Origin of the sequence: Pseudomonas fluorescens, from assembly GCF_902497995.1 — a bacterium.
In the GTDB taxonomy this organism is placed as follows: Bacteria; Pseudomonadota; Gammaproteobacteria; order Pseudomonadales; family Pseudomonadaceae; genus Aquipseudomonas; species Aquipseudomonas fluorescens_BK.
Window position 1 is genome coordinate 34,722 of record NZ_CABVII010000007.1, and the last position, 20,815, is coordinate 55,536.

The following is a 20,815-nucleotide window of genomic DNA, read 5'->3' on the forward strand; positions in this document are numbered from 1 at the left end:
GCTAGTCAATGACCTGCACGTACGTCCGGCACGCACCACCTGCGCAGTGTAGCGATTTGATCGCGGGCCATCCCGGTAAAAATCGATGCAGTCATTCGTCGGCCGCAGGCCTGCTTTTGCGTCACGGGCAAACCTTGGGTTGCCCCTGGCGAGGCAATCTTGAATAATCGCCAACTGAGAATTATTTGCAGATACTCATGACTCCCATCTCTGTTGGCCTGCCTCGCATCCTTTCCATCGAAGACGACCTCGTGCTCGGTGCCTATGTTCATGAGCACCTGGGGCGTTGCGGGTTTCAGGTGACCTGGTGCCAGAACGGTCAGGAAGGCCTGGCCATAGCCCGCCAGCAAGCCTTCGATGTGGTGCTGATGGACATTCTGTTGCCGGGTATGGATGGGCTGAACGTGCTGACGCAATTGCGCCAGAGCCATTCGACTCCAGTGGTGCTGATGTCCGCGCTCGGGGCCGAGGCGGATCGCATCAGCGGCTTTCGCCTGGGCGCCGATGATTATTTGCCCAAACCCTTCAGCATGGCGGAGTTGCGGGTGCGCATCGAAGCGATCCTGCGGCGGGTGGCGCTCGACCGGCGGCCGGAGCCAGCATCGATCGTTGCCTCGGCGGACGGCCTGCGGTTCGATGATGAGCTGTTTGAGGTTTTTTACGCCGCCCAGGCTGCCGGCCTGACCCGCAGCGAGTATCGGCTGCTGGAAACCCTGAACCGCAATGGCGATGAAGTGCTGAGCAAGGCCTTCCTTTATCAGCAGGTGCTGCAACGCGGTTACGCGGCCCATGACCGCAGCCTCGACATGCACATCAGCCAGATCCGCCGCAAGCTCAAGGTCATCGGCTACACCGAGCGGGAAGTGCGCACGGTCTGGGGCAAGGGCTATGTATTGAGTGCTGTCGATGAAGTGGTCTGATCTGCCGGGCCGGCATTCGCTGTTCTGGAAGCTGGCGTGTCTGTTGGTGGCGTTCTGTCTATTGATGATCTGGTTGAGTTGGTACTGGGGCCGCTACATGGAGCAGCGGAACCAGTTCCTGTCGGATGACGCCCGAGCCACCCTGACGCGCTATGCCGCCGAGGCCGAGCAAGCGTGGCAGGAGCGGCAGCACGCGGGCATCGATGCCTGGCTGCAGGAGATGCAACAGCGCGAAACGGGCTGGGTGGGCGTCATTGGCGGTGATTTGCAGTCGTTGAGCAGCCTGCCGCTATCGGACAAGGACATCCAGCGCCTGACCTTTCTGCGCGGCCTGGACTGGCCCATCCATAAAAAAGGTCGGCCGTGGCTGCGGGTGCCGTTTCCCGGCGACTCGTCCGCCGGCAGCCTGGTGATCGAGCTGCCCCAGCGTTTCGTGCCCGGGCGTTATCGGGTGTTCTGGCGGGTGATCACCAACGGCGTCATCCCTGGCCTGTTCACCTTGCTGCTGTGCGTGGGGCTGTATCGGTTGCTGGTCGTGCCGTTGAACAGTCTGCGTGAGCAAGCCAATGCCTGGCGCGCCGACCAGTTGGGCGTGCGACTGTCGCGCCGTACGACCAACCGTTGCGATGAACTGGGTGAGCTGGGCCGAGCTTTCGATCACATGTCCGAACGCCTGCAAGGCACCGTGGCCCTGCAACAACAATTGTTGCGTGATCTGTCCCACGAGCTGCGCACGCCGCTGAGCCGCCTGCGGGTGGCCAGCGAGAGCGAGCAGGGACTGGCGCAATTGCGCGAACGCATTGGCCGGGAAGTCGATGGGATGCAGCGGCTGGTGGAGGACACCCTGCAACTGGCCTGGCTCGACACCGAGCGCGCGCCATTGCCCGACGAAGCCATCCAGATCCAGGCACTGTGGGAAATGCTCACGGAAAACGCCTGTTATGAAAGTGGCTGGCCGGCCCATCAACTGCAATGCACGGTGGATTCGTCCTGCTGGGTGCGCGGCCATCTCAACACCCTGGCCCAGGCGTTGGAGAACATTCTGCGCAATGCCATTCGTCACTCCCCACAGAGCGGCGTTGTACGTCTCGATGGGCGGCGTGACGGCGACTTCTGGCATCTGTGGCTGGAAGATGAGGGCGGCGGCGTGGCTGCTGAAAATCTGGAACGGATCTTTTCGCCGTTCATCCGGCTCGATGGGTCGCGGCCGGGGGATGGTGGGTTTGGATTGGGGTTGAGCATTGCCAGGAATGCGGTGCAGCGACAGGGGGGGAGGCTTTGGGCTGAAAATACTGGCAGGGGTTTGCGGCTGAATATACGGTTATTGGCTGATGTCGATGGCGTCAGTGATGCCGCCTTCGCGGGCAAGCCCGCTCCCACAGGGGACGGATGTCGGCCACACATTGTGTGATCACCGCAGATCCAGTTCTATGAGACTTACCATGCTGAAGAGAAAGTCGCACCACTGGTGCGACAATTATCCTGATACCAGCTACCGGACAAACAGTTGTTGCAAGCCAAGTTGCATGAGTTCTAGGCCCTGAATATTGCACAGGGAGAGGGAACTGGATAATCCGCTTATTCCCATAAGCCATAAGCACCGCACTTTGCGTGATATGGCCTGCGAACGTTTGCCGGTATGATAGGCGCCCCCGCAGTCTGGATTGCGAATACGCCATGATCTTGCAGTACCCAACCATCGCCGATTGCGTCGGCAACACTCCGCTGGTCCGTTTGCAGCGCCTGCCCGGCGCCACCAGCAACACCCTTTTGCTCAAGCTCGAAGGGAATAACCCGGCGGGTTCGGTCAAGGACCGTCCGGCGCTGTCGATGATCACCCGCGCCGAGTTGCGCGGGCAGATCCACGTCGGCGATACGCTGATCGAGGCGACCTCGGGCAACACCGGGATCGCCTTGGCGATGGCCGCCGCGATCAAGGGTTACAAGATGATCCTGATCATGCCCGACAGCTCCAGCGCCGAGCGCAAGGCGGCGATGACCGCCTATGGCGCCGAGCTGATTCTGGTCACCCAGGAAGAGGGCATGGAAGGTGCCCGCGACCTCGCCGACCGGATGCAGGCCGAAGGCCGTGGCAAGGTGCTGGATCAGTTTGCCAACGGGGACAACCCCGAGGCGCACTACACCACCACCGGCCCTGAAATCTGGCGTCAGACCGAAGGTACCATCACGCATTTCGTCAGTTCGATGGGCACCACCGGGACCATCATGGGTGTTTCGCGCTACTTGAAAGAGCAGAACGACAACGTGCAGATCATTGGTCTGCAACCGATGGAAGGTTCGGCGATTCCGGGTATCCGTCGCTGGCCGCAGGAATACCTGCCGAAGATCTACCAGGCCGATCGCGTGGACCGGATCGTCGACATGGCACAAAGCGAAGCCGAAGACGTGACTCGTCGTCTGGCCCGCGAAGAAGGCATCTTCTGTGGCGTGTCCTCCGGCGGTGCCGTGGCGGCGATGCTGCGTCTGTCCAAAGAGGTTGAAAACGCGGTGATCGTCGCGATCATCTGCGACCGTGGCGACCGATACCTGTCGACCGGCATTTTCGACGCGCCCAACTGATGGCCAGACAAGAGAGAGGCCTGCGCTTCCAGCCCACCGGCGGCAGCAAGGCCGCGCAAATCCCGACCGGCAAAAAGCAGCGCCTGACCATCGAGCGCCTGGCCAATGACGGTCGCGGCATCGCGTTTTACGAAGGTCGCACCTGGTTCGTCATCGGCGCATTGGCCGGTGAAGAAGTCGAGGCGCGGGTGTTGGGCGCTCACGGCAAGGTGGTCGAAGCGCGCACCGAACGTGTGTTCCGGGCCAGCGAATTGCGTCGTCCGGCACCGTGCCCGCACGCCGATCGCTGCGGCGGTTGCAGCGTGCAACATCTGCCCCATGACGAACAACTCGCCCTGAAACAGCGCATGCTCACCGAACAATTATCGAAGGTCGCCGGCGTCGAACCCCAAGAGTGGGCAGCGCCGTTGAGCGGTCCGGAATTCGGTTACCGCCGTCGTGCCCGGGTGGCCGTGCGTTGGGGCAAGAAGGCGAAAAAACTCGAGGTCGGTTTTCGCGCGGCGGGCAGTCAGGACATCGTTGGGATCAACGAATGCCCGGTGCTGGTACAACCCTTGCAGCCGATCATGACCCGCTTGCCGGAGATGTTGCGGCGCTTGAGCAAGCCTCAGGCGTTGGGGCACGTGGAATTGTTCAGCGGCTCGTCACTGGCAGTGTTGCTGCGACACATGGCGCCGTTGTCCGACGCCGACATGACGATTCTCAAGGATTTCTGCGCCTTCCATGACGCTCAATTGTGGTTGCACGGTGACGGCGAACCCCATCCGGTCGAGCCCGATCAGTCTCTGGGCTATCGCCTTGAACAGTGGGATCTGAACCTGGCGTATCGGCCGGGGGATTTCATCCAGGTCAACGCCGGGGTCAACGAAGCGATGGTTGCCCAGGCACTGGACTGGCTGAAACCGCAAGCGGATGAGCGAGTTCTCGATCTATTCTGTGGTTTGGGTAACTTTGCACTGCCGCTGGCCAAGGCCGTTCGCGAAGTCGTGGCGGTGGAAGGCGTGCAGGCGATGGTCGAGCGGGCAGCCGCCAACGCCGCCAGCAACAATCTGCATAACGCGAAATTTTTTCAGGCAGATTTATCCCAGCCTTTGACCGATGCCGAATGGGCGCGCGAAGGCTTTTGTGCGGTACTCTTGGACCCACCGCGTGACGGTGCTTTCGAGGTCGTGCGCAAGCTGGCGTCCCTGGGCGCCAAACGGCTGGTGTACGTGTCGTGCAACCCGGCAACGCTGGCGCGCGATACGGTTGAATTGATCAAGCAGGGCTACCGGTTAAAACGTGCCGGGATTCTCGATATGTTTCCTCAAACGGCACATGTCGAGGCCATGGCGTTATTTGAAGCGAGCTAGGAAGGCTCGTCTGGTCCGACTGGCCCGCCCGTGCAGCCGCGCACCAGCCCGATGTGGGCTCATGGGCAGCGAAGGTCAGCGATTTTGACGCATTGAATCTGCGTCGTAGGGAAGGTAAGCAAGATGGTACAGGTGAGAGCACACCAGCCGATCAACACCGACGGCAGTATCAATCTCGAGGCTTGGCTCGATCACGCGGTCAGTGTCGATCTGGCACTGGATCGCGAAGCCTTGAAGGAAGCATGCGAGTTCGCTCGCGCTTCGGAACAACAAGCCAATGCGGCGAAAAATCTCTGGTCCGAAGGGACCTCGAGTTTCCGCACCGGCCTTGAGATCGCCGAAATTCTCGCCGACCTCAAACTCGATCAGGATTCGCTGGTTGCCGCGGTCTTGTACCGCGGCGTGCGCGAAGGCCAGATCGAACTGCCGGCGGTGAGCCAGCGCTTCGGTCCGGTGGTCGCCAAACTCATCGACGGTGTGTTGCGCATGGCGGCGATCAGCGCCAGCCTCAGCCCCCGTCAATCCCTGGTGCTGGGCACCCAGGGCCAGGTGGAAAACCTGCGCAAGATGCTGGTGGCCATGGTCGATGACGTACGCGTCGCGCTGATCAAGCTCGCCGAACGCACCTGCGCGATCCGTGCGGTGAAAACCGCCGACGACGAGAAGCGCAACCGCGTGGCCCGTGAGGTCTTCGACATCTATGCGCCCCTGGCTCACCGTCTCGGTATCGGTCACATCAAGTGGGAGCTGGAGGATTTGTCCTTCCGTTACCTCGAGCCTGACCAGTACAAGCAGATCGCCAAGCTGCTCCACGAGCGGCGCCTGGATCGCGAGCGTTTCATCGCCGATGTGATGAACCAGCTGAAAGTGGAATTGCAGGCCACCGGTGTCGATGCCGATATCAGCGGCCGGGCCAAGCACATCTATTCGATCTGGCGCAAAATGCAGCGCAAGGGTCTGGAATTCAGCCAGATCTACGACGTGCGCGCCGTTCGTGTACTGGTGCCGGAAATGCGCGACTGCTACACCGCACTCGGCATCGTCCACACGTTGTGGCGGCACATCCCGAAGGAATTCGACGACTACATCGCCAACCCCAAGGAGAACGGCTACCGCTCGCTGCACACCGCGGTGATCGGGCCCGAGGGCAAGGTGCTGGAAGTGCAGATCCGCACCCACGCGATGCACGAAGAGGCAGAGCTGGGCGTTTGCGCCCACTGGCGCTACAAGGGCACAGACGTCAAATCCGGCTCCAACCACTACGAAGAGAAAATCTCCTGGCTGCGTCAGGTCCTCGAATGGCATGAAGAGCTGGGCGACATCGGCGGTCTGGCAGACCAGCTACGGGTCGATATCGAACCGGACCGGGTCTACATCTTCACTCCGGACGGTCACGCCATCGATTTGCCGAAGGGCGCGACGCCACTGGACTTCGCCTACCGGGTGCACACCGAGATCGGTCACAACTGCCGTGGCGCGAAGATCAACGGACGGATCGTACCGCTCAACTACAGCCTGCAAACCGGTGAACAGGTCGAGATCATCACCAGCAAGCACGGCACGCCGAGTCGCGACTGGCTGAACCCGAACCTGGGTTACATCACCACGTCGCGGGCACGGGCGAAGATCGTTCACTGGTTCAAACTGCAGGCGCGGGATCAGAACGTCGCAGCGGGTAAAACCTTGCTCGAGCGTGAACTCAGTCGTCTGGGCCTGCCCGCGGTGGACTTCGACAAGCTGGCCGACAAGGCCAACATGAAGACGGCCGAGGACATGTACGCCGCGTTGGGTGCAGGCGATTTGCGCCTGGCGCAACTGGTCAACCTGGCACAGCAGCTGGTGGAGCCGGAACGCGGCAACGAACAGCTTGAACTCATCCCGCGCAAGGCCACTGGCTACAAACCGGGCAAGCGCGGCGATATCCAGATCCAGGGCGTCGGCAACCTGATGACGCAGATGGCCGGCTGCTGCCAGCCACTGCCGGGGGATGCGATCGTCGGTTACATCACCGTGGGCCGCGGTGTGAGCATTCACCGTCAGGACTGCGCCTCGGTCTTGCAATTGGGCGGGCGCGAGCCTGAGCGGATCATCCAGGTCAGCTGGGGCCCGGTGCCGGTGCTCACCTACCCGGTGGACATCATCATCCGCGCCTACGACCGGTCCGGCTTGCTGCGTGACGTATCGCAAGTGCTGCTCAACGAGCGGATCAATGTGCTGGCGGTCAACACCCGCTCGAACAAGGAGGACAACACCGCGTTGATGTCCCTGACCATCGAGATTCCGGGGCTGGATGCACTGGGACGGTTGCTGGGACGGATCTCCCAGTTGCCGAACATCATCGAAACCCGGCGTAACCGCACGCCGTGATGGCGACCCCTGTAGGAGCGAGGCTTGCCCGCGAAGAAGATAACGCGGTCTTTCAGAAAGACCGCGTCAACTTCTTCGCGGGCAAGCCTCGCTCCTACAGGGGTACGGTTTGCCTGACATAGCGCGTTGCAGATGTAGAGATTGATTGATGTATTCACTTGAAGACTTGCTGCACCTGATGAACCGCCTGCGCGACCCGCAGTACGGCTGCCCGTGGGACATCAAGCAAACCTACGCCACCATCGTCCCGCACACCCTCGAAGAGGCCTACGAAGTCGCCGACGCCATCGAGCGCGGTGACTTCGATCACTTGCAGGGTGAGTTGGGGGATTTGCTGTTCCAGGTGGTTTATTACAGCCAACTGGCCCGGGAAGAAGGGCGCTTCGAATTCGCCGGCGTGGTCGACAGCATCACCCGCAAGTTGATTCGCCGCCATCCGCACGTGTTTCCTACTGGCGATCTGTACGCGCCGCTGAATGTTCCGCGCCTGAGTGAAGAGCAGGTCAAGCAGCGCTGGGAAGAGATCAAGGCCCAAGAGCGCGCCGAGAAATCATCCGCGCCTGAGCAACTGTCCTTGCTCGACGACGTGCCCGCGGCACTGCCGGCGCTGTCCCGTTCGGCGAAGTTGCAGAAGCGTGCAGGGCAGGTCGGTTTCGACTGGCCGGACGCCTTGCCGGTGCTGGACAAGGTTCGCGAAGAACTCGATGAAGTGCTTGAAGCCATGGCTGACAATGACTCGGCAGCGATTGCCGATGAGGTCGGCGATCTGCTGTTTTCCGTGGTCAATCTGGCACGTCATCTCAAGGTCGACCCGGAAACTGCCTTGCGTGGTGCCAACAGCAAGTTCGAAAGACGCTTCCGATTTATCGAACAGGCATTGCGCGACACCCACCGTCCCATGGAAGATTGCACCCTCGAAGAGTTGGACGCCTTGTGGGGCGAAGCCAAACGTCAGGAAAAGAATATGCCCAGCTGCGGTTGAGCAGTTGCCTAAGTGAGAACCAAGCACCATGAGCATTTCCCTTCGCGACCAGTTGCTCAAAGCAGGGCTGGTCAACCAGAAGCAGGCCAAGCAGGTTGGCAAAGAGAAACAGAAGCAGCAACGTCTGGCCCACAAAGGCCAGATCGAACTGGATGACTCGCAGCAGCGGGCGGCTCAGGAAGCCATGGCCGAGAAGGTCAAGCGCGACCAGGAGCTGAACCGTCAGCAACAGGAGAAGGCCGAAGCGAAAGCCCGCGCCGCCCAGGTCAAGCAATTGATCGAAGTCTCGCGCCTGCCGAAGCTGACCACCGAGGATTACTACAACTTCGTCGATGACAAGAAGGTCAAGCGCATCTCCGTCAACACCCTGATGCGCAACAAGCTCAGCAGCGGCTCCCTGGGGATCGTGCACCACGCCGGCGGCTACGAGGTGATCCCGCGTGAGGCGGCCCTGAAGATCCAGGAGCGCGATCCGCAACGTATCGTGCAGTTGAATGTGCAGACCGAAGAAGTCGCAGCCGAAGACGATCCGTACGCGGCCTATCAGATCCCGGATGATCTGATGTGGTAAGCCGTTAAAGGCTGCCACAACGACAAACCCCGCTCATGGCGGGGTTTGTCGTTTTCAATGCTGTCATTGCTTATGCGCAGTGCCTAGGCGGATAGCCGTTCGCGTTGCTGCTCCAGTATTTCGAGTTCTGCCTTGTAATTATGGGCGTCAGTCTCGGAATGAAACATCCCCACCAGCATATCCTGTTGATGGACATCCCAGATCCGGATACCGGCGGCTATGCCTTCATGGGATTTATGTGAATCGTCGCGTTCAGTTACTTTTACAGTCATCTGCTAGCTCCAATCTCTGTTATCTGCAGCAAGGCGTGTGCAGGTCTCTGTTATATATTTTGGTAGCTTGCTAAGTAAACGACTGGATTCGATAACGTATTTTTGCGAAATGGGTAAAAGTCCTGCAGCCCGCCAAACACGCGGCATTTGGTCGCAGGGCGTTAAGTTTCATGACAAAAGCTTCATGTTCTGGAAGAAAAAATCGCGGATTGAAACCGGTACCTGTAGGAGCCAGGTTTGCCGGCAAAGGCGTCTTCGAGTGCCCCTTCGCCGGCAAGCCTGGCTCCTACAAAAAGCAATTCGCGGGACCAATTTCCAGGCAAAAAAAACGCCCCGAACCAGTCGGGGCGTTTTGTGTGCAGCAGAGCGGCGGGGTATTACTTACCCGACCAGCGCTTCAGTACCAGCGTGGCATTGGTGCCGCCGAAACCGAAGCTGTTGCTCATCACAGTGTTGATGGTGGCGTCTTCGCGCGTCTTGGTCAGGATCGGCATGTCAGCCACTTCCGGGTCCAGTTCGTCGATGTTGGCGGAGCCCGCCATGAAGTTGCCTTCCATCATCAGCATGCAGTAGATCGCTTCGTGAACGCCGGCGGCGCCCAGGGAGTGACCCGACAGGCTCTTGGTGGAGCTGATGGCCGGAGCCTTGTCGCCAAACACTTCACGTACACCCTTCATCTCCATGACATCGCCGACCGGAGTCGAGGTGCCGTGGGTGTTCAGGTAGTCGATCGGAGCGTCAACGGTGGACATGGCCATCTGCATGCAGCGGATGGCGCCTTCGCCGCTTGGGGCGACCATGTCGTAACCGTCGGAGGTCGCGCCGTAGCCAACGATTTCGGCGTAGATCTTCGCACCGCGGGCCAGAGCGTGTTCCAGCTCTTCGACCACGACCATGCCGCCACCGCCGGCGATGACGAAACCGTCACGCTTGTTGTCGTAGGCACGGGAAGCCTTTTCCGGGGTTTCGTTGTACTGGCTGGACAGGGCGCCCATGGCGTCGAACAGGAACGACTGGCTCCAATGCTCTTCTTCACCGCCGCCGGCGAACACGATGTCCTGCTTGCCCATCTGGATCTGTTCCATGGCAGTACCGATGCAGTGAGCACTGGTGGCACAGGCAGACGCGATGGAGTAGTTCAGGCCCTTGATCTTGAACGGCGTGGCCAGGCAAGCGGAAACGGTGCTGCTCATGGTCCGCGTCACACGGTATGGGCCGACGCGCTTGACGCCTTTCTCGCGCAGGATGTCCAGCGCTTCCATCTGGTTCAGCGTGGAGGCACCACCGGAACCGGCGATCAGGCCGGTACGCGGGTTGGAGACTTGCTCATCGCTCAGGCCTGAGTCGGCGATGGCGTCTTTCATGGCCAGGTAGGCGTAGGCCGCCGCGTGGCCGACGAAGCGAAAGATCTTGCGGTCGATCAGCTCTTCGAGGGGAAGGTCAATGGAGCCGGAAACCTGGCTACGCAGACCCATTTCGGCATATTCCGGGTTGAACCGGATGCCAGGGCGGCTTGCACGCAGGTTAGCGGAGACGGTCTCTTTGTCATTGCCCAGGCACGAAACGATGCCCAGACCAGTGATAACGACGCGGCGCATGCGGATAACCCTTAGAAGTTGTCAGTGGAGGTGAAAACGCCGACCCGAAGGCCTTCGGCGGTGTAGATCTCGCGACCGTCGACAGTCACCGAACCATCGGCGATGGCCAGGTTCAGCTTGCCTTTGAGGACGCGCTTGATATGAATGTTATAGGTCACTTTCTTCGCGGTCGGCAGAACCTGACCAAAGAACTTCACTTCGCCCGAACCCAGGGCGCGGCCGCGGCCCGGCAGACCTTGCCAGCCGAGGAAGAAACCGACCAGTTGCCACATGGCGTCGAGGCCCAGGCAGCCTGGCATCACCGGGTCGCCTTCGAAGTGACAGGCGAAAAACCACAGATCCGGAGTGATATCCAGCTCGGCGACCAATTCACCTTTGCCGTACTTGCCGCCTTCTTCGCTGATCAGGGTGATGCGATCGACCATCAGCATGTTCGGGGCGGGCAGTTGCGCGTTACCTGGGCCGAACAGCTCACCGCGACTGCAGCGCAGCAGGTCTTCCCGGGTAAAGGCGTTTTGTTTGGTCATGCGAGCTCCTCAATAGTCCCGTGCGGCAGGTGGGGCAAATCTTCCCGGCCGGTCGAAGCATTCATGCCTCGAGTCAGCAGCCTACTCATAGACTATTGCGTTGTGGTGAAAGTCACAGCACCAAGGACACGAATGTACACTTGTGCACTGAAATTATTATTCAAGCCCCTTTTCGGGCCTGTTCGGGTGCCTAAGACTGCCGCACTTTCGCCTTTCACGCCAGTCGCAGATAGCCGAAAGGCCAGCACTACTGCACCCATCGCTGCAGAATTTGCTGCAGATCTGTACGTTTGAAGGGCTTGGCCAGGTAATCGTTCATTCCCGCCGATAAACAGGCTTCCCGGTCGCCCTGCAAGGCATTGGCGGTTAGGGCGATGATTGGCAAGCCCGCGCAGCCGGGCAATTGGCGAATCTGGCGGGTCGCCTCATAGCCATCGATGATCGGCAATCGACAATCCATCAAGATCGCTTCGAAAATCAGACTCTCGGCACTGCGCACCGCTTGTGCGCCATCGGTCGCGACGCTGACAGTAAAGCCCAGGCTGCGCAACATGGCCTCGATAACGGTCTGGTTGACCGGATTGTCCTCGACCAGCAGCACATTGCGCCCGTCACCGTCACCGTCACCGTCACTATCACCGGTGCCGGTTGGCACCCGTGGCGTCAGTATCGGCAGCGTCTGTTTGTAAAGCGCCAGCGGGATTTCCAGCGTGAACACCGAACCGCGGCCTTCTTCGCTCCGGGCACGCAAGGTGCCGCCCATGCGCTCAGCCAGGGTGCGGGCGATGGGGAGGCCCAGCCCGGTGCCGCCGTAGCGCCTTGAAATGGAACTGTCGGCCTGCTGGAAGGCATTGAACATCGATTCCAGGTTTTCGCTGGAAATACCGATCCCGCTGTCTCGCACCGTGCAGGTAAACCAGAGCAGTTCGTGATCCAGCGATTGCCATTGCGGCTCGATCGTGATGCGACCTTGCTCGGTGAACTTCAGCGCATTGCCGACCAGGTTGACCAGGATCTGCCGGATCCGCGTCGGGTCGCCCTGGACCTGCAATTCGCGCATGTTATCGGGAATCAGCAGTGCCAAGTCCAGCCCGCGCTGCGCCGCGCTGTGCGAGAACGCCTGGGCGCAACTGCCGATCAGGTCCGCGAGGTTGAATGGAATGTGCTCCAGCTCCAGTTCCGAGCGCTCGATGCGCGAGAAATCGAGAATGTCATTGATGACTTTGAGCAGGTGTTCGGTGGACTCCGAAGCCAGCGCCGCGTATTCGAGCTGTTCCTCGGTCATGTCGGTGGTTTCCAGCAGTTGCAGCATGCCCAGTACGCCATTCATCGGGGTGCGCAGTTCGTGGCTCATCATCGCGAGGAAATCGGATTTGGCGTTGTTGGCCTTTTCCGCTTCTTCGCGGGTCTGGATCAACTGCGCCATCGCCTGGTGCTGTTCGCGGCTGGCTTGTTCGAGACCGCTGGCGAGGTTGTTGATGTGTTGCGACAGCGCCCCGAGTTCGGTGTCGTCGACAATGGGCAGCGGGGTATTGTAGTCGCCGTCCTGGATCGCCTTGACTGCATTGCCGATGTCGCGGATCGGCTGCGACAGGCTACCCGCCAGGCGCCGGGCGATCAGAAAGGTAAATAGCAGGGCGAACAATGCCAGAATCCCTGCCTTGAACAGCATTTCCTGCTGGCGCTGGCTGAAGGCATCGTTGGACAGACCGACAATGACCCGCCCCAGATAATCCTCGGCAGAGACGGTGCCGGCGACTTTGCTGCCCTGGAAAAAATCATTGTGCAACGGGATGCGTTGCAGCCGCACCGGTGCCTGGAAGACTTCGACCTGATGCGAGCGGGTGTGGGTTTGCGACGGTTGTTCGACGTACACCAGAATCCGGTTGGCGCTGTCCTGAACCTCCAGGAAGCGCACATTGGGCGTGGCCAGCGTGGCCTTGAGCAAACTGTCGAGCACCTCGTTGTTGCCCGAAATCACCCCGTACTCGGTGGCCGTCGCCAGTTGGTTGGCAATCAACTGACCGGTGTGATTGAGTTCCTGGCGCAGGTCCTGGATTCGCACGAAGGTGAAGAAACTGATCAACAGCAAGGTCAGCAGCAGGGCAGGGCCGAGGCTGATGATTTGCGTGCGGGTGCTGATGTCCAAGCGACGATGGAAAGTCATGGGTGGAAAATCAGCGCCAGAACCAGCGGCGAACGGGGTGATGGGGAGCCAAACGACACGACACATCCTCGCTAGCGAACAATTGGCGCGCATGTTAACCGAGCCGCTCGACTTTTCCAGTGACGATGGCGGCATTTTCCGCGGATTTATTGGTCTTCTTCGTACAAGTGTCGGAAATTGATACAGGGGCTGGCCGCCACTGGGCTGCTCCGTATAATGCCGACATCGCCACTGGTATGGATTAACGGATTGCATATGACTCAACAGCGCCCAATTGCGGTCCTGGGAGGCGGAAGTTTTGGTACCGCCGTGGCTAATCTGCTGGCCGAAAACGGGCATCAGGTCCGGCTGTGGATGCGTGACCCCGAGCAGGCCGAGGCCATTCGGGTCAATCGCGAAAACCCGCGTTACCTCAAAGGCATCAAGATTCTGTCGGCGGTGGAAGCGGTCACCGACCTGCAAGCCACCCTGGAAGCCTGCGACCTGAGTTTCGTTGCGCTGCCGTCCAGCGCGCTGCGCTCGGTGCTGGCGCCGCATGCCGAACGTTTGCGCGGCAAATTGCTGGTGAGCCTGACCAAAGGCATCGAAGCCCACACCTTCAAGCTGATGAGCGAAATCCTCGAAGAGATTGCCCCGCAAGCGCGCATCGGCGTACTGTCGGGGCCAAACCTGGCGCGTGAAATCGCCGAACATGCATTGACCGCCACGGTGGTCGCCAGCGAGGACGAAGACCTCTGCCAACAGGTCCAGGCCGCGCTGCACGGTCGCACCTTTCGCGTCTACGCCAGCGCCGACCGCTTCGGCGTGGAGTTGGGCGGGGCGCTGAAAAATGTCTACGCGATCATCGCCGGCATGGCGGTGGCGCTGGGCATGGGCGAAAACACCAAGAGCATGTTGATCACCCGGGCGTTGGCGGAAATGACCCGCTTCGCGGTGAATCAGGGGGCCAACCCCATGACTTTCCTCGGGCTGGCGGGCGTGGGCGATTTGATCGTCACTTGTTCGTCGCCGAAAAGCCGTAACTACCAGGTCGGGTTCGCCCTCGGCCAGGGGTTGAGCCTGGAAGATGCGGTGACGCGCCTGGGCGAGGTGGCCGAAGGCGTCAACACCCTGAAAGTGCTCAAGGCCAAGGCCCAGGAAGTGGGCGTGTATATGCCGCTGGTCGCCGGGCTCCATGCCATCCTGTTCGAAGGGCGCACGCTGGAGCAGGTGATCGGTCTATTGATGCGTGCCGAGCCGAAAACCGACGTCGACTTTATTTCCACTAGTGGTTTCAACTGAGCACTCAATTTACAGGGCAGGGAGCGAGACATGAACGATCCGAAAGTAGAAGCCAGGTACGAATCCATCCTGCTGCGCGTGCTGTGGATGATCGTCTTCTTGCTGGTCTGGCAAGTGGCGCAATTCATCCTCGGCGCGGTGGTGCTGGTGCAACTGATCTATCGTTTAATTTATGGCGCCCCGAGCGCCAGCCTGATGAACTTCGGCGACAGCCTGAGCCAGTTCCTGGCGCAGATCGGTCGTTTCGGCAGTTTTCACAGCGACCAGAAACCCTGGCCGTTCGCCGACTGGCCGATGCCGCGTACGCCGGAAGGCGAAGCGCCGCACGTTGTGGCGCCCGCGCCGCATCCGGCTCGAGATGAGGAACCGAAATTATGAAACTCTGGGTATTGCGTCATGGTGAAGCCGAGCCACACGGCAAACGTCCCGATTCCGAGCGGGCGCTGACCGCCCACGGTCGTGAAGAAGTGCTGCGCTCCGCCGCCGTGTTGATCGGCCAGCCGATTACGGCCATCTATGCCAGCCCTTTCCTGCGAGCGCAGGAAACCGCCTTGCTGGTGCGTGACGCGCTGGGCTTTCAACCGGAGATTCGCACCGTCGAATGGTTGACACCCGACAACCGCCCGCAAGCGGTGGCGGAACAGTTGGTGTCGGTCGATCATGCGCTGCTGGTCAGTCATAACCCGCTGGTGGGCAACCTGCTGGGCTACCTTCAGAATGGCCATGTGCAGGACCCGGAAGCGGTGCCAACCGCCGGCCTTGCCGAGCTGGAAGGCGACGGACCGCTGGCGGGCGCGATGAAACTCAAAGGCATCAAGCACCCTGGCTGAAGAAACCGGCCCCTGTGGGAGCGTGGCTTGCCCGCGATGCAGACGCCGCGGTGTAACAGCCTGACCGCGTCATCGTCCCGGATGGCAATCACGCTCCCATTTGGGCTGGACACCCGTCGCTTACGCATAGGACGCTGTCTGCTTGCTTCTCTGATCGGCCAAAGGGCCTAATCCGGATACTCACGTCGGTCTCTGAACATGACATACAAAGGATCCAGCCCTGACTCTATGGGGAAGACCACAATGTAGTCGTCGAAACGAAGGTTTTCCTTGTCGATAGGAGGTTCGAGCCGCGGCACCGGTGAGGAATAAATAAAACCCAATCGATTCGGTTTTCCAGCCATCGATGAGTCGGTTTCAAGCGCAACCTGGTCAAGCCAGGAAACAGTGATGGGTGCATCGCCATCAGCCGTAAAACTGAGCGCCCCTGATTGTTCCTCTTGTCGCGCCGCCCTGACTCGAACCCCGGATGGATGAGCGCCCTGCAGCGCATTGATATACACCTGCGACAGGGTCTTGACCTCGCGCAACCCCTTGAACATCGTTCCGGGTTTGGCAGGGACTACTTGCGTATTTATCCTGAAAGGCAATTCCACCTCGGCCTTGTTCGCCGCAAGACTTTGCCAATCCCGACCTTCGCTAACCACCAGTTCAGCCAAGGGAACACTAAGACCATATACCTGAGTATCTGCCCGACTGGAAAATTCAAAGTGCAGCACCGCCGCACTCGCGTGTCCTTCAACTGACTCGCCGGCAGTGTGCTGCCAGGTGAATTCGGCAACTGCGGAGCGGATGGACTTTTGTAGATCCTTCTGTTGAGACAACCACAACTTCGCGGGCCCTCCAGCCAACAAAACATCGGGATATTTGTCGGCAAAGTCTACTGAAGCAGTCATCGCAATGGCGGCCTGTGCGGGGCCGACCCCGGCCAGAGTGCGCGAACGCACCAGCTGTTGTTGTGCCGCGACCAGCAGTACCTCCGCTTCATCGTGTAACGCGCGATATCGCTGGGCGGTGCTTGCCAACTGCGCCATATAGCGGGCTTGAATTCCAGTGATCTGCTGCACCTGGATCTGCCACTGTGCCTGATCGGATCGTGCAAAGTTGTAATCGCGCTGAGTATCACTCATGGCGAACTCCACACTCATTTTCCAGAACCCGAGTTTTTTGACGGCGGTATGCGTTTCCTCCTGGGCACGCTCCAGGGAACGAATGGTCGTCTCCAGCTCAGCGACATTTGCATTAAGCCTCTTTTGACCGCGCTGGTCGTTGATAGTCCTCTGGAAATGACCAATTGCTGTTTCCAGGGCCTGCTCCGACACGGCGACGTCGGTACTGATTTTTTGCAGCTTGGCGAGATTTCGGTCAACGGGGCTCAGTGGCGCTGGCCTGGCAGCTGGGGGAAAAACTTCTCCCTTGAACGCCGCCATGCCTTGTTTGTGATGCCAGTCCCTGACGTGATGCAGGACCCAATCCACACCTAAAGCCGCGCCGGAGTCGAAACTGTTGTCAGGATAAAACAGCAGGTCTGCCCCCTTGGGATGACCGACGATGCGGTCGAAATGATTGATCAGGCGGTCATGATCCAGTTTCGGTAGGTCGACGGCCCAGATTTTGTCGAGCAGTGCCAGGAATTCCGCTACGGTGTAATCCTTGAGGGTTGCTTTAAGTTCCATCTTTAGTACTTCCTTGTTGCTCTTGGGCAAACTGCCGAAGAAGCTGGCATCTATACGCGGTGAGCAGATGCCAGCTAACGATGGTGAATACGTGAGTTACTCCGGTTTGAAACCAGGTTTGTTATTGGCTGCGCGCCATTGTTTGACCTCTTTCAAGATTCCTTCAGGACTGTCTTCTTGACCTTCCTTAGGGTAGAAGATGACGTCTGAGCGGCCGGGATGTTCTGTGATGAGTTCAAAGTGCGTAAGTAGACGGTCTAGATATAGCTCCAGCGCTCTGCCGTGCAACCCGTCGGGATAATCGCGAAACCTTCGCAGAAACGACAAAAACTCAGCTTCGGTGTAGTCCTCTAATTTTTCATTAAAAATCATCTTTGTTATTCCTTGTGCACTTGAATCGCTTTAAGTTCCATCTTAAGTGCTTTCTTGTTTGTTGGTACGTCAGCCGAAGGCGATGGCATCTGCTCATTCCTGATGAGCAGATGTGCACCGTTCATTGATGCTTTTATTAAAAGCTCAATTTTAATCGTGACCCTTATCAATCAAGGTAAAGATCAGAGTTTTGACTTCCATCGCGGCGGTATATTGAAACACAATCTTCTTGCCCGGATAGATGGCGGGATCCAGAGGGTACGATTCCCAGCCACCTGTTTGGCCCATTGGTTTCGGCATTTTTATCGGGCCTCTTGATTCCATGGGTTGGCCGAAAATCGCATGAACATCAGATTGGGTCATTTCCGAAGAGTAAGGAGGTGGAAGTTCTCCTGTGTATTCGACAATTCCTGACATTACCTTTTTTAGAGTTATAAATAATGCTTCAAACTGCTTGGTCTCAGCCCAGAACGATAGATTCAGCCCGGCCTCCAAGTCGATATGCAGTAGATCGCGTCCAGGATAGAGTTCGTGTAATTTTTCGCTAGAGATTAGGCCTTGAGCAACCAAGTTTTCGTGACTTTCACCCAGCTTGTTAATCAAGTTCGATATTGATGCTGCGCTCATTAGTACCACCCTTGGTCATTATGGAGTTTGTGTAATGCCATTCGCGCGATTTCGAGCTCTGCCTCTTCAAATCCAAGCTTCAGGAGCCCTTCCTTGATGGCATCGAAATTCCCATCTACTGCAGCTCGTAAATCGAGTGCGTCATTTTTTATTTTGGAAGGGGTATTTAGCCAGCCGTTCGTTTCGCTAAAATTACGATGCACTTCCGTGGGTATTGCTATGCCTGGGGCATTATTTAATAAAATTTTAATTTCATGGGCGTCCAAGTTAGGAAATTCTTGTTTTATGTGCATCTCCAATGCCTTTTTTGAAGGTATATGGTCAATATCCATCCCATCCTTATAGCTCCGACGACTCATCTCTTTATACGGCCCAACCTCCAGCGGCTCAACCGGCGGCCCCACGAAAACCAAGCCGGGCGAAGGCAAGTCCGCATCTCCCGGAAACCCAGGAATTTTCGCACCAATCTCCCCTTCATCAACAGCCGGAAACGTCTCGTTTTCCGGTAGGACCGGGATCGCCGGGCTGCCGGGGTGAACCACTGGAACAATGGGCGCGATCGGCGATGTCGTCGCGCCAATGTGTTCGCTGCCCGGCGGCACCAAGGGTGTCCAGGTGCCAACGCCGACGGGTCGGATCGGCCAGGGCAGGACAGCGGGTGCCACTCCCAGCCATCCCTCTGCACTGTCCGGGGTCTTGATGCTGATCTGATCAAGGTTGAACGGATCGGTCCAGAACTCCGTCCGCTCCTGGTACCGCAGTTCGAACTCTCGATTTTCACCCGTCCATGTGCTTTTCGGTGCATAGGGTGCAAAGCCTTCTTCGACTCGCTTTCGGTTCAGCTCATCCAGCTGGCTGGAGAGCGCCGGTTGATCGCCGAAAGTTCGCCACAGCGCTGCGTCGAAGGCACCGAACGATTTGATTTCCCGCCCCCGGAACTGGTCGCCGATTTGCGTCGGGATGGCGGCACCCTTGACCCCGCTGGCGCTTTTCCACCAGTCAGGCGTAATTGCTTGGCCGGTTCCGGTGACGACGCCTGTGCCCATGGGCGGTACGTTGAAGGACAGATACAGCGGTGGCAGGCCAGGCACGCAGACAATGCAGTCCTGGATGCGCATGTCGACACCCGTCGGGATGTCCTGTACCTGCGGTTCCATCACGGCCAGCCGGGCGGTCAGGCTTGTCGTGGTCGCTTGAGGTGCGGCATCGGCAGCGAATTGCAGGTGTCTGGTCGGTGTTCCAGGGATCTCGGCCGTGTAGAGGCCGGTCAACGGATCCAGCAGCGCATTCACCACCGGAACCCGGGAATCTATCTCGCCTCCGGTACTGGCGACGACGATCGCGGTCCCTTCCGGCACGGCAACCTGTTTGAGGCGGTATTCCACCTCCACCGAACCGCCTGCGTCGGCGACCGCTTGCAGTTCGCCACGGTCATGCAGGTCCAGCGCTTGAGCCGGGACGCCGATGGCCTGGAATAATCGATGACGTTGCTCGGGCGTCAACTCGCCGTCGCCCAGGGTCGGTGAGTACACCATCGCCGTGACAAATACCGGCCCTGTTTTTACGGCAATGCGCCCGATGTCGTCGAGCAAATCGACGCCGGCCGCTATCGCCCTTTCGAGTACCGCCGCAACTTCTTGCGCAATGCGTACACCCTCCGGGGTCAACACCATCCCGCCAGCCGCCAGCGCAGGGGTGGGTACCTTCAGCGTCTTGGCCTGCCGGATCCGTTCGACACGTGTATTTTCGTCGGCCTGCTGCTTGAACCGAATGCGCGCCTCACGCTGTTCGGCCTGCTGGCGGTGGCGTTCCCAATTAGCTTCCCGTTCACGCCAGACCACTGTCTGCTCGGCATGATGCCTGGCCAGGGCGGCGGATTTATCTGTCAGCGTGTTGATCTGAGCCAATAACCACCGGGCTTCATGCGCTGCGCTGTAGGCGTTTTCCCAACTCTGATGACCGGCATCAAGCGCTTGGCCGAACTGGTCCAGTCGCGCCAGGTAATCGTTCGCACTACGTGAGAGTGGATCGTGCCCATCGAACGCACGGGCAGCCGCGTTCTTCGTGTTGAGCTCTGCTGTTTTACTGGCGATCAGCCCGTCGATTGCATTTTTTTCTTTGGTGATGAGGTATAGCTGCCAGCGCTCGCTGGAGTCCTTACGAGGCGATCGTCGCGCCTCTGTAATTTCGCGTTCAAGCGCTGGCGCAAGCTGCTCGGTCCTGGCCGCAAAGTTACGATCGAATTCGGCCCGGATAGCGTCATGGCGTTGCACCATCCCCGCGAGCAGTTGCTGTCGTGTCTGAAGGCGGGCCTGCTCCTGGGCTTGCGCGGCAGCAGCCTGCGCCTGTATTCGCTTTTGTTCCTCGGCTTGAAGGTATTCTTGCTTGGCCCGCCGCCTGGCCTCTTTGGTTTTTTGGCTGGGGCCACTGAATGCCCCTGAAGCGCCGACGCGGTTACCCCCGAAATTGCCACCGCTTCCTGAACCGCCGCCACTCGGGGCCGGCGGTCCCGGCCTGATGACAACATCCCCTGTTGATCCATCATTCGATGTTCGCTGTGCCATACAGTCTCTCCTTGTCTGTAGGGCACAGCATGTCGATGGGGTGATGGTCAGGTGCGGTACATATTTATTGGGTGTGATTTATTTATGCGGGGGAGAGGGGGTGGTGGATCGGGCGCTGGATCCGCCAGG

Annotated in this window: 18 protein-coding genes; 10 read left to right on the forward strand and 8 right to left on the reverse strand. The window is 59.2% G+C overall.

Translation table 11 applies throughout. The annotated features are described in order from the left end of the window. The first annotated feature begins 197 nt into the window (after nucleotides 1-197). The 7 genes from F8N80_RS10240 (at nucleotide 198) to F8N80_RS10270 (ending at nucleotide 8,772) form a co-directional block, all read left to right on the forward strand. On the forward strand, nucleotides 198-920 hold the full coding sequence (locus F8N80_RS10240) for a response regulator transcription factor (protein WP_150746723.1): 723 nt from the start codon (nucleotides 198-200) through the stop codon (nucleotides 918-920). Next, entirely contained in the window at nucleotides 907-2,331 is a 1,425-nt protein-coding gene (locus tag F8N80_RS10245) for a sensor histidine kinase (RefSeq protein WP_150783802.1), read from the forward strand. Before F8N80_RS10240 ends, F8N80_RS10245 begins: the two co-directional genes overlap by 14 nt. A gap of 266 nt (nucleotides 2,332-2,597) precedes the next feature. Further along, nucleotides 2,598-3,500, forward strand: coding sequence for a cysteine synthase CysM (gene cysM, locus F8N80_RS10250; protein WP_150746721.1), 903 nt, complete (start codon nucleotides 2,598-2,600; stop codon nucleotides 3,498-3,500). Continuing rightward, nucleotides 3,500-4,852: a 23S rRNA (uracil(1939)-C(5))-methyltransferase RlmD gene (rlmD, locus tag F8N80_RS10255; RefSeq protein ID WP_150783803.1), complete on the forward strand. Its 1,353-nt coding sequence runs from the start codon at nucleotides 3,500-3,502 to the stop codon at nucleotides 4,850-4,852. Before cysM ends, rlmD begins: the two co-directional genes overlap by 1 nt. Before the next feature lie 123 nt (nucleotides 4,853-4,975). Beyond that, the gene (gene relA / locus F8N80_RS10260; RefSeq protein WP_150746719.1) at nucleotides 4,976-7,219 is read left to right on the forward strand and encodes a GTP diphosphokinase; all 2,244 of its coding nucleotides are present in this window, start codon (nucleotides 4,976-4,978) and stop codon (nucleotides 7,217-7,219) included. 148 nt (nucleotides 7,220-7,367) lie between these two features. Continuing rightward, complete coding sequence (gene mazG, locus F8N80_RS10265) at nucleotides 7,368-8,201, forward strand: nucleoside triphosphate pyrophosphohydrolase (RefSeq protein ID WP_150746718.1); 834 nt, start codon at nucleotides 7,368-7,370, stop codon at nucleotides 8,199-8,201. A 28-nt stretch (nucleotides 8,202-8,229) separates the two neighbouring features. After that, nucleotides 8,230-8,772: a DUF2058 domain-containing protein gene (locus F8N80_RS10270; RefSeq protein ID WP_150746717.1), complete on the forward strand. Its 543-nt coding sequence runs from the start codon at nucleotides 8,230-8,232 to the stop codon at nucleotides 8,770-8,772. An 83-nt stretch (nucleotides 8,773-8,855) separates the two neighbouring features. Here the strand turns inward: F8N80_RS10270 and F8N80_RS10275 are convergent, their stop codons facing one another. The 4 genes from F8N80_RS10275 to F8N80_RS10290 form a co-directional block, all read right to left on the reverse strand. Further along, entirely contained in the window at nucleotides 8,856-9,044 is a 189-nt protein-coding gene (locus tag F8N80_RS10275) for a hypothetical protein (RefSeq protein ID WP_150746716.1), read from the reverse strand. A gap of 377 nt (nucleotides 9,045-9,421) precedes the next feature. Continuing rightward, nucleotides 9,422-10,642: a beta-ketoacyl-ACP synthase I gene (gene fabB / locus F8N80_RS10280; protein WP_128872124.1), complete on the reverse strand. Its 1,221-nt coding sequence runs from the start codon at nucleotides 10,640-10,642 to the stop codon at nucleotides 9,422-9,424. 11 nt (nucleotides 10,643-10,653) lie between these two features. Further along, complete coding sequence (fabA, locus tag F8N80_RS10285; protein ID WP_003179264.1) at nucleotides 10,654-11,169, reverse strand: 3-hydroxyacyl-[acyl-carrier-protein] dehydratase FabA; 516 nt, start codon at nucleotides 11,167-11,169, stop codon at nucleotides 10,654-10,656. Between the two features lie 247 nt (nucleotides 11,170-11,416). Then, complete coding sequence (locus tag F8N80_RS10290) at nucleotides 11,417-13,336, reverse strand: ATP-binding protein (protein ID WP_150783804.1); 1,920 nt, start codon at nucleotides 13,334-13,336, stop codon at nucleotides 11,417-11,419. 255 nt (nucleotides 13,337-13,591) lie between these two features. On the opposite strand from F8N80_RS10290, the gene F8N80_RS10295 reads away from it, so the two are divergent. From F8N80_RS10295 to sixA, 3 genes are read left to right on the forward strand one after another with little or no spacing between them, the layout of a single operon-like run. Continuing rightward, nucleotides 13,592-14,617: an NAD(P)H-dependent glycerol-3-phosphate dehydrogenase gene (locus F8N80_RS10295; protein WP_150746713.1), complete on the forward strand. Its 1,026-nt coding sequence runs from the start codon at nucleotides 13,592-13,594 to the stop codon at nucleotides 14,615-14,617. Nucleotides 14,618-14,647: 30 nt separating this feature from the next. Beyond that, nucleotides 14,648-14,995 (forward strand): DUF4389 domain-containing protein, encoded by a 348-nt coding sequence (locus F8N80_RS10300; protein WP_150746712.1) that lies wholly within the window; start codon nucleotides 14,648-14,650, stop codon nucleotides 14,993-14,995. Beyond that, the gene (sixA, locus tag F8N80_RS10305; protein ID WP_150746711.1) at nucleotides 14,992-15,447 is read left to right on the forward strand and encodes a phosphohistidine phosphatase SixA; all 456 of its coding nucleotides are present in this window, start codon (nucleotides 14,992-14,994) and stop codon (nucleotides 15,445-15,447) included. Before F8N80_RS10300 ends, sixA begins: the two co-directional genes overlap by 4 nt. Nucleotides 15,448-15,614: 167 nt before the next feature. Here the strand turns inward: sixA and F8N80_RS10310 are convergent, their stop codons facing one another. From F8N80_RS10310 to F8N80_RS10325, 4 genes are all read right to left on the reverse strand, one after another. Continuing rightward, a complete protein-coding gene (locus F8N80_RS10310) occupies nucleotides 15,615-17,123 on the reverse strand; it encodes a bacteriocin immunity protein (RefSeq protein WP_150783805.1) in 1,509 nt (502 codons plus the stop codon). Between the two features lie 96 nt (nucleotides 17,124-17,219). After that, complete coding sequence (locus F8N80_RS10315) at nucleotides 17,220-17,495, reverse strand: bacteriocin immunity protein (RefSeq protein ID WP_150746709.1); 276 nt, start codon at nucleotides 17,493-17,495, stop codon at nucleotides 17,220-17,222. A 150-nt stretch (nucleotides 17,496-17,645) separates the two neighbouring features. After that, nucleotides 17,646-18,122: a DUF6392 family protein gene (locus F8N80_RS10320; protein ID WP_150746708.1), complete on the reverse strand. Its 477-nt coding sequence runs from the start codon at nucleotides 18,120-18,122 to the stop codon at nucleotides 17,646-17,648. After that, the gene (locus F8N80_RS10325) at nucleotides 18,122-20,686 is read right to left on the reverse strand and encodes an S-type pyocin domain-containing protein (RefSeq protein ID WP_150783806.1); all 2,565 of its coding nucleotides are present in this window, start codon (nucleotides 20,684-20,686) and stop codon (nucleotides 18,122-18,124) included. Before F8N80_RS10325 ends, F8N80_RS10320 begins: the two co-directional genes overlap by 1 nt. Nucleotides 20,687-20,815 lie beyond the last annotated feature (129 nt).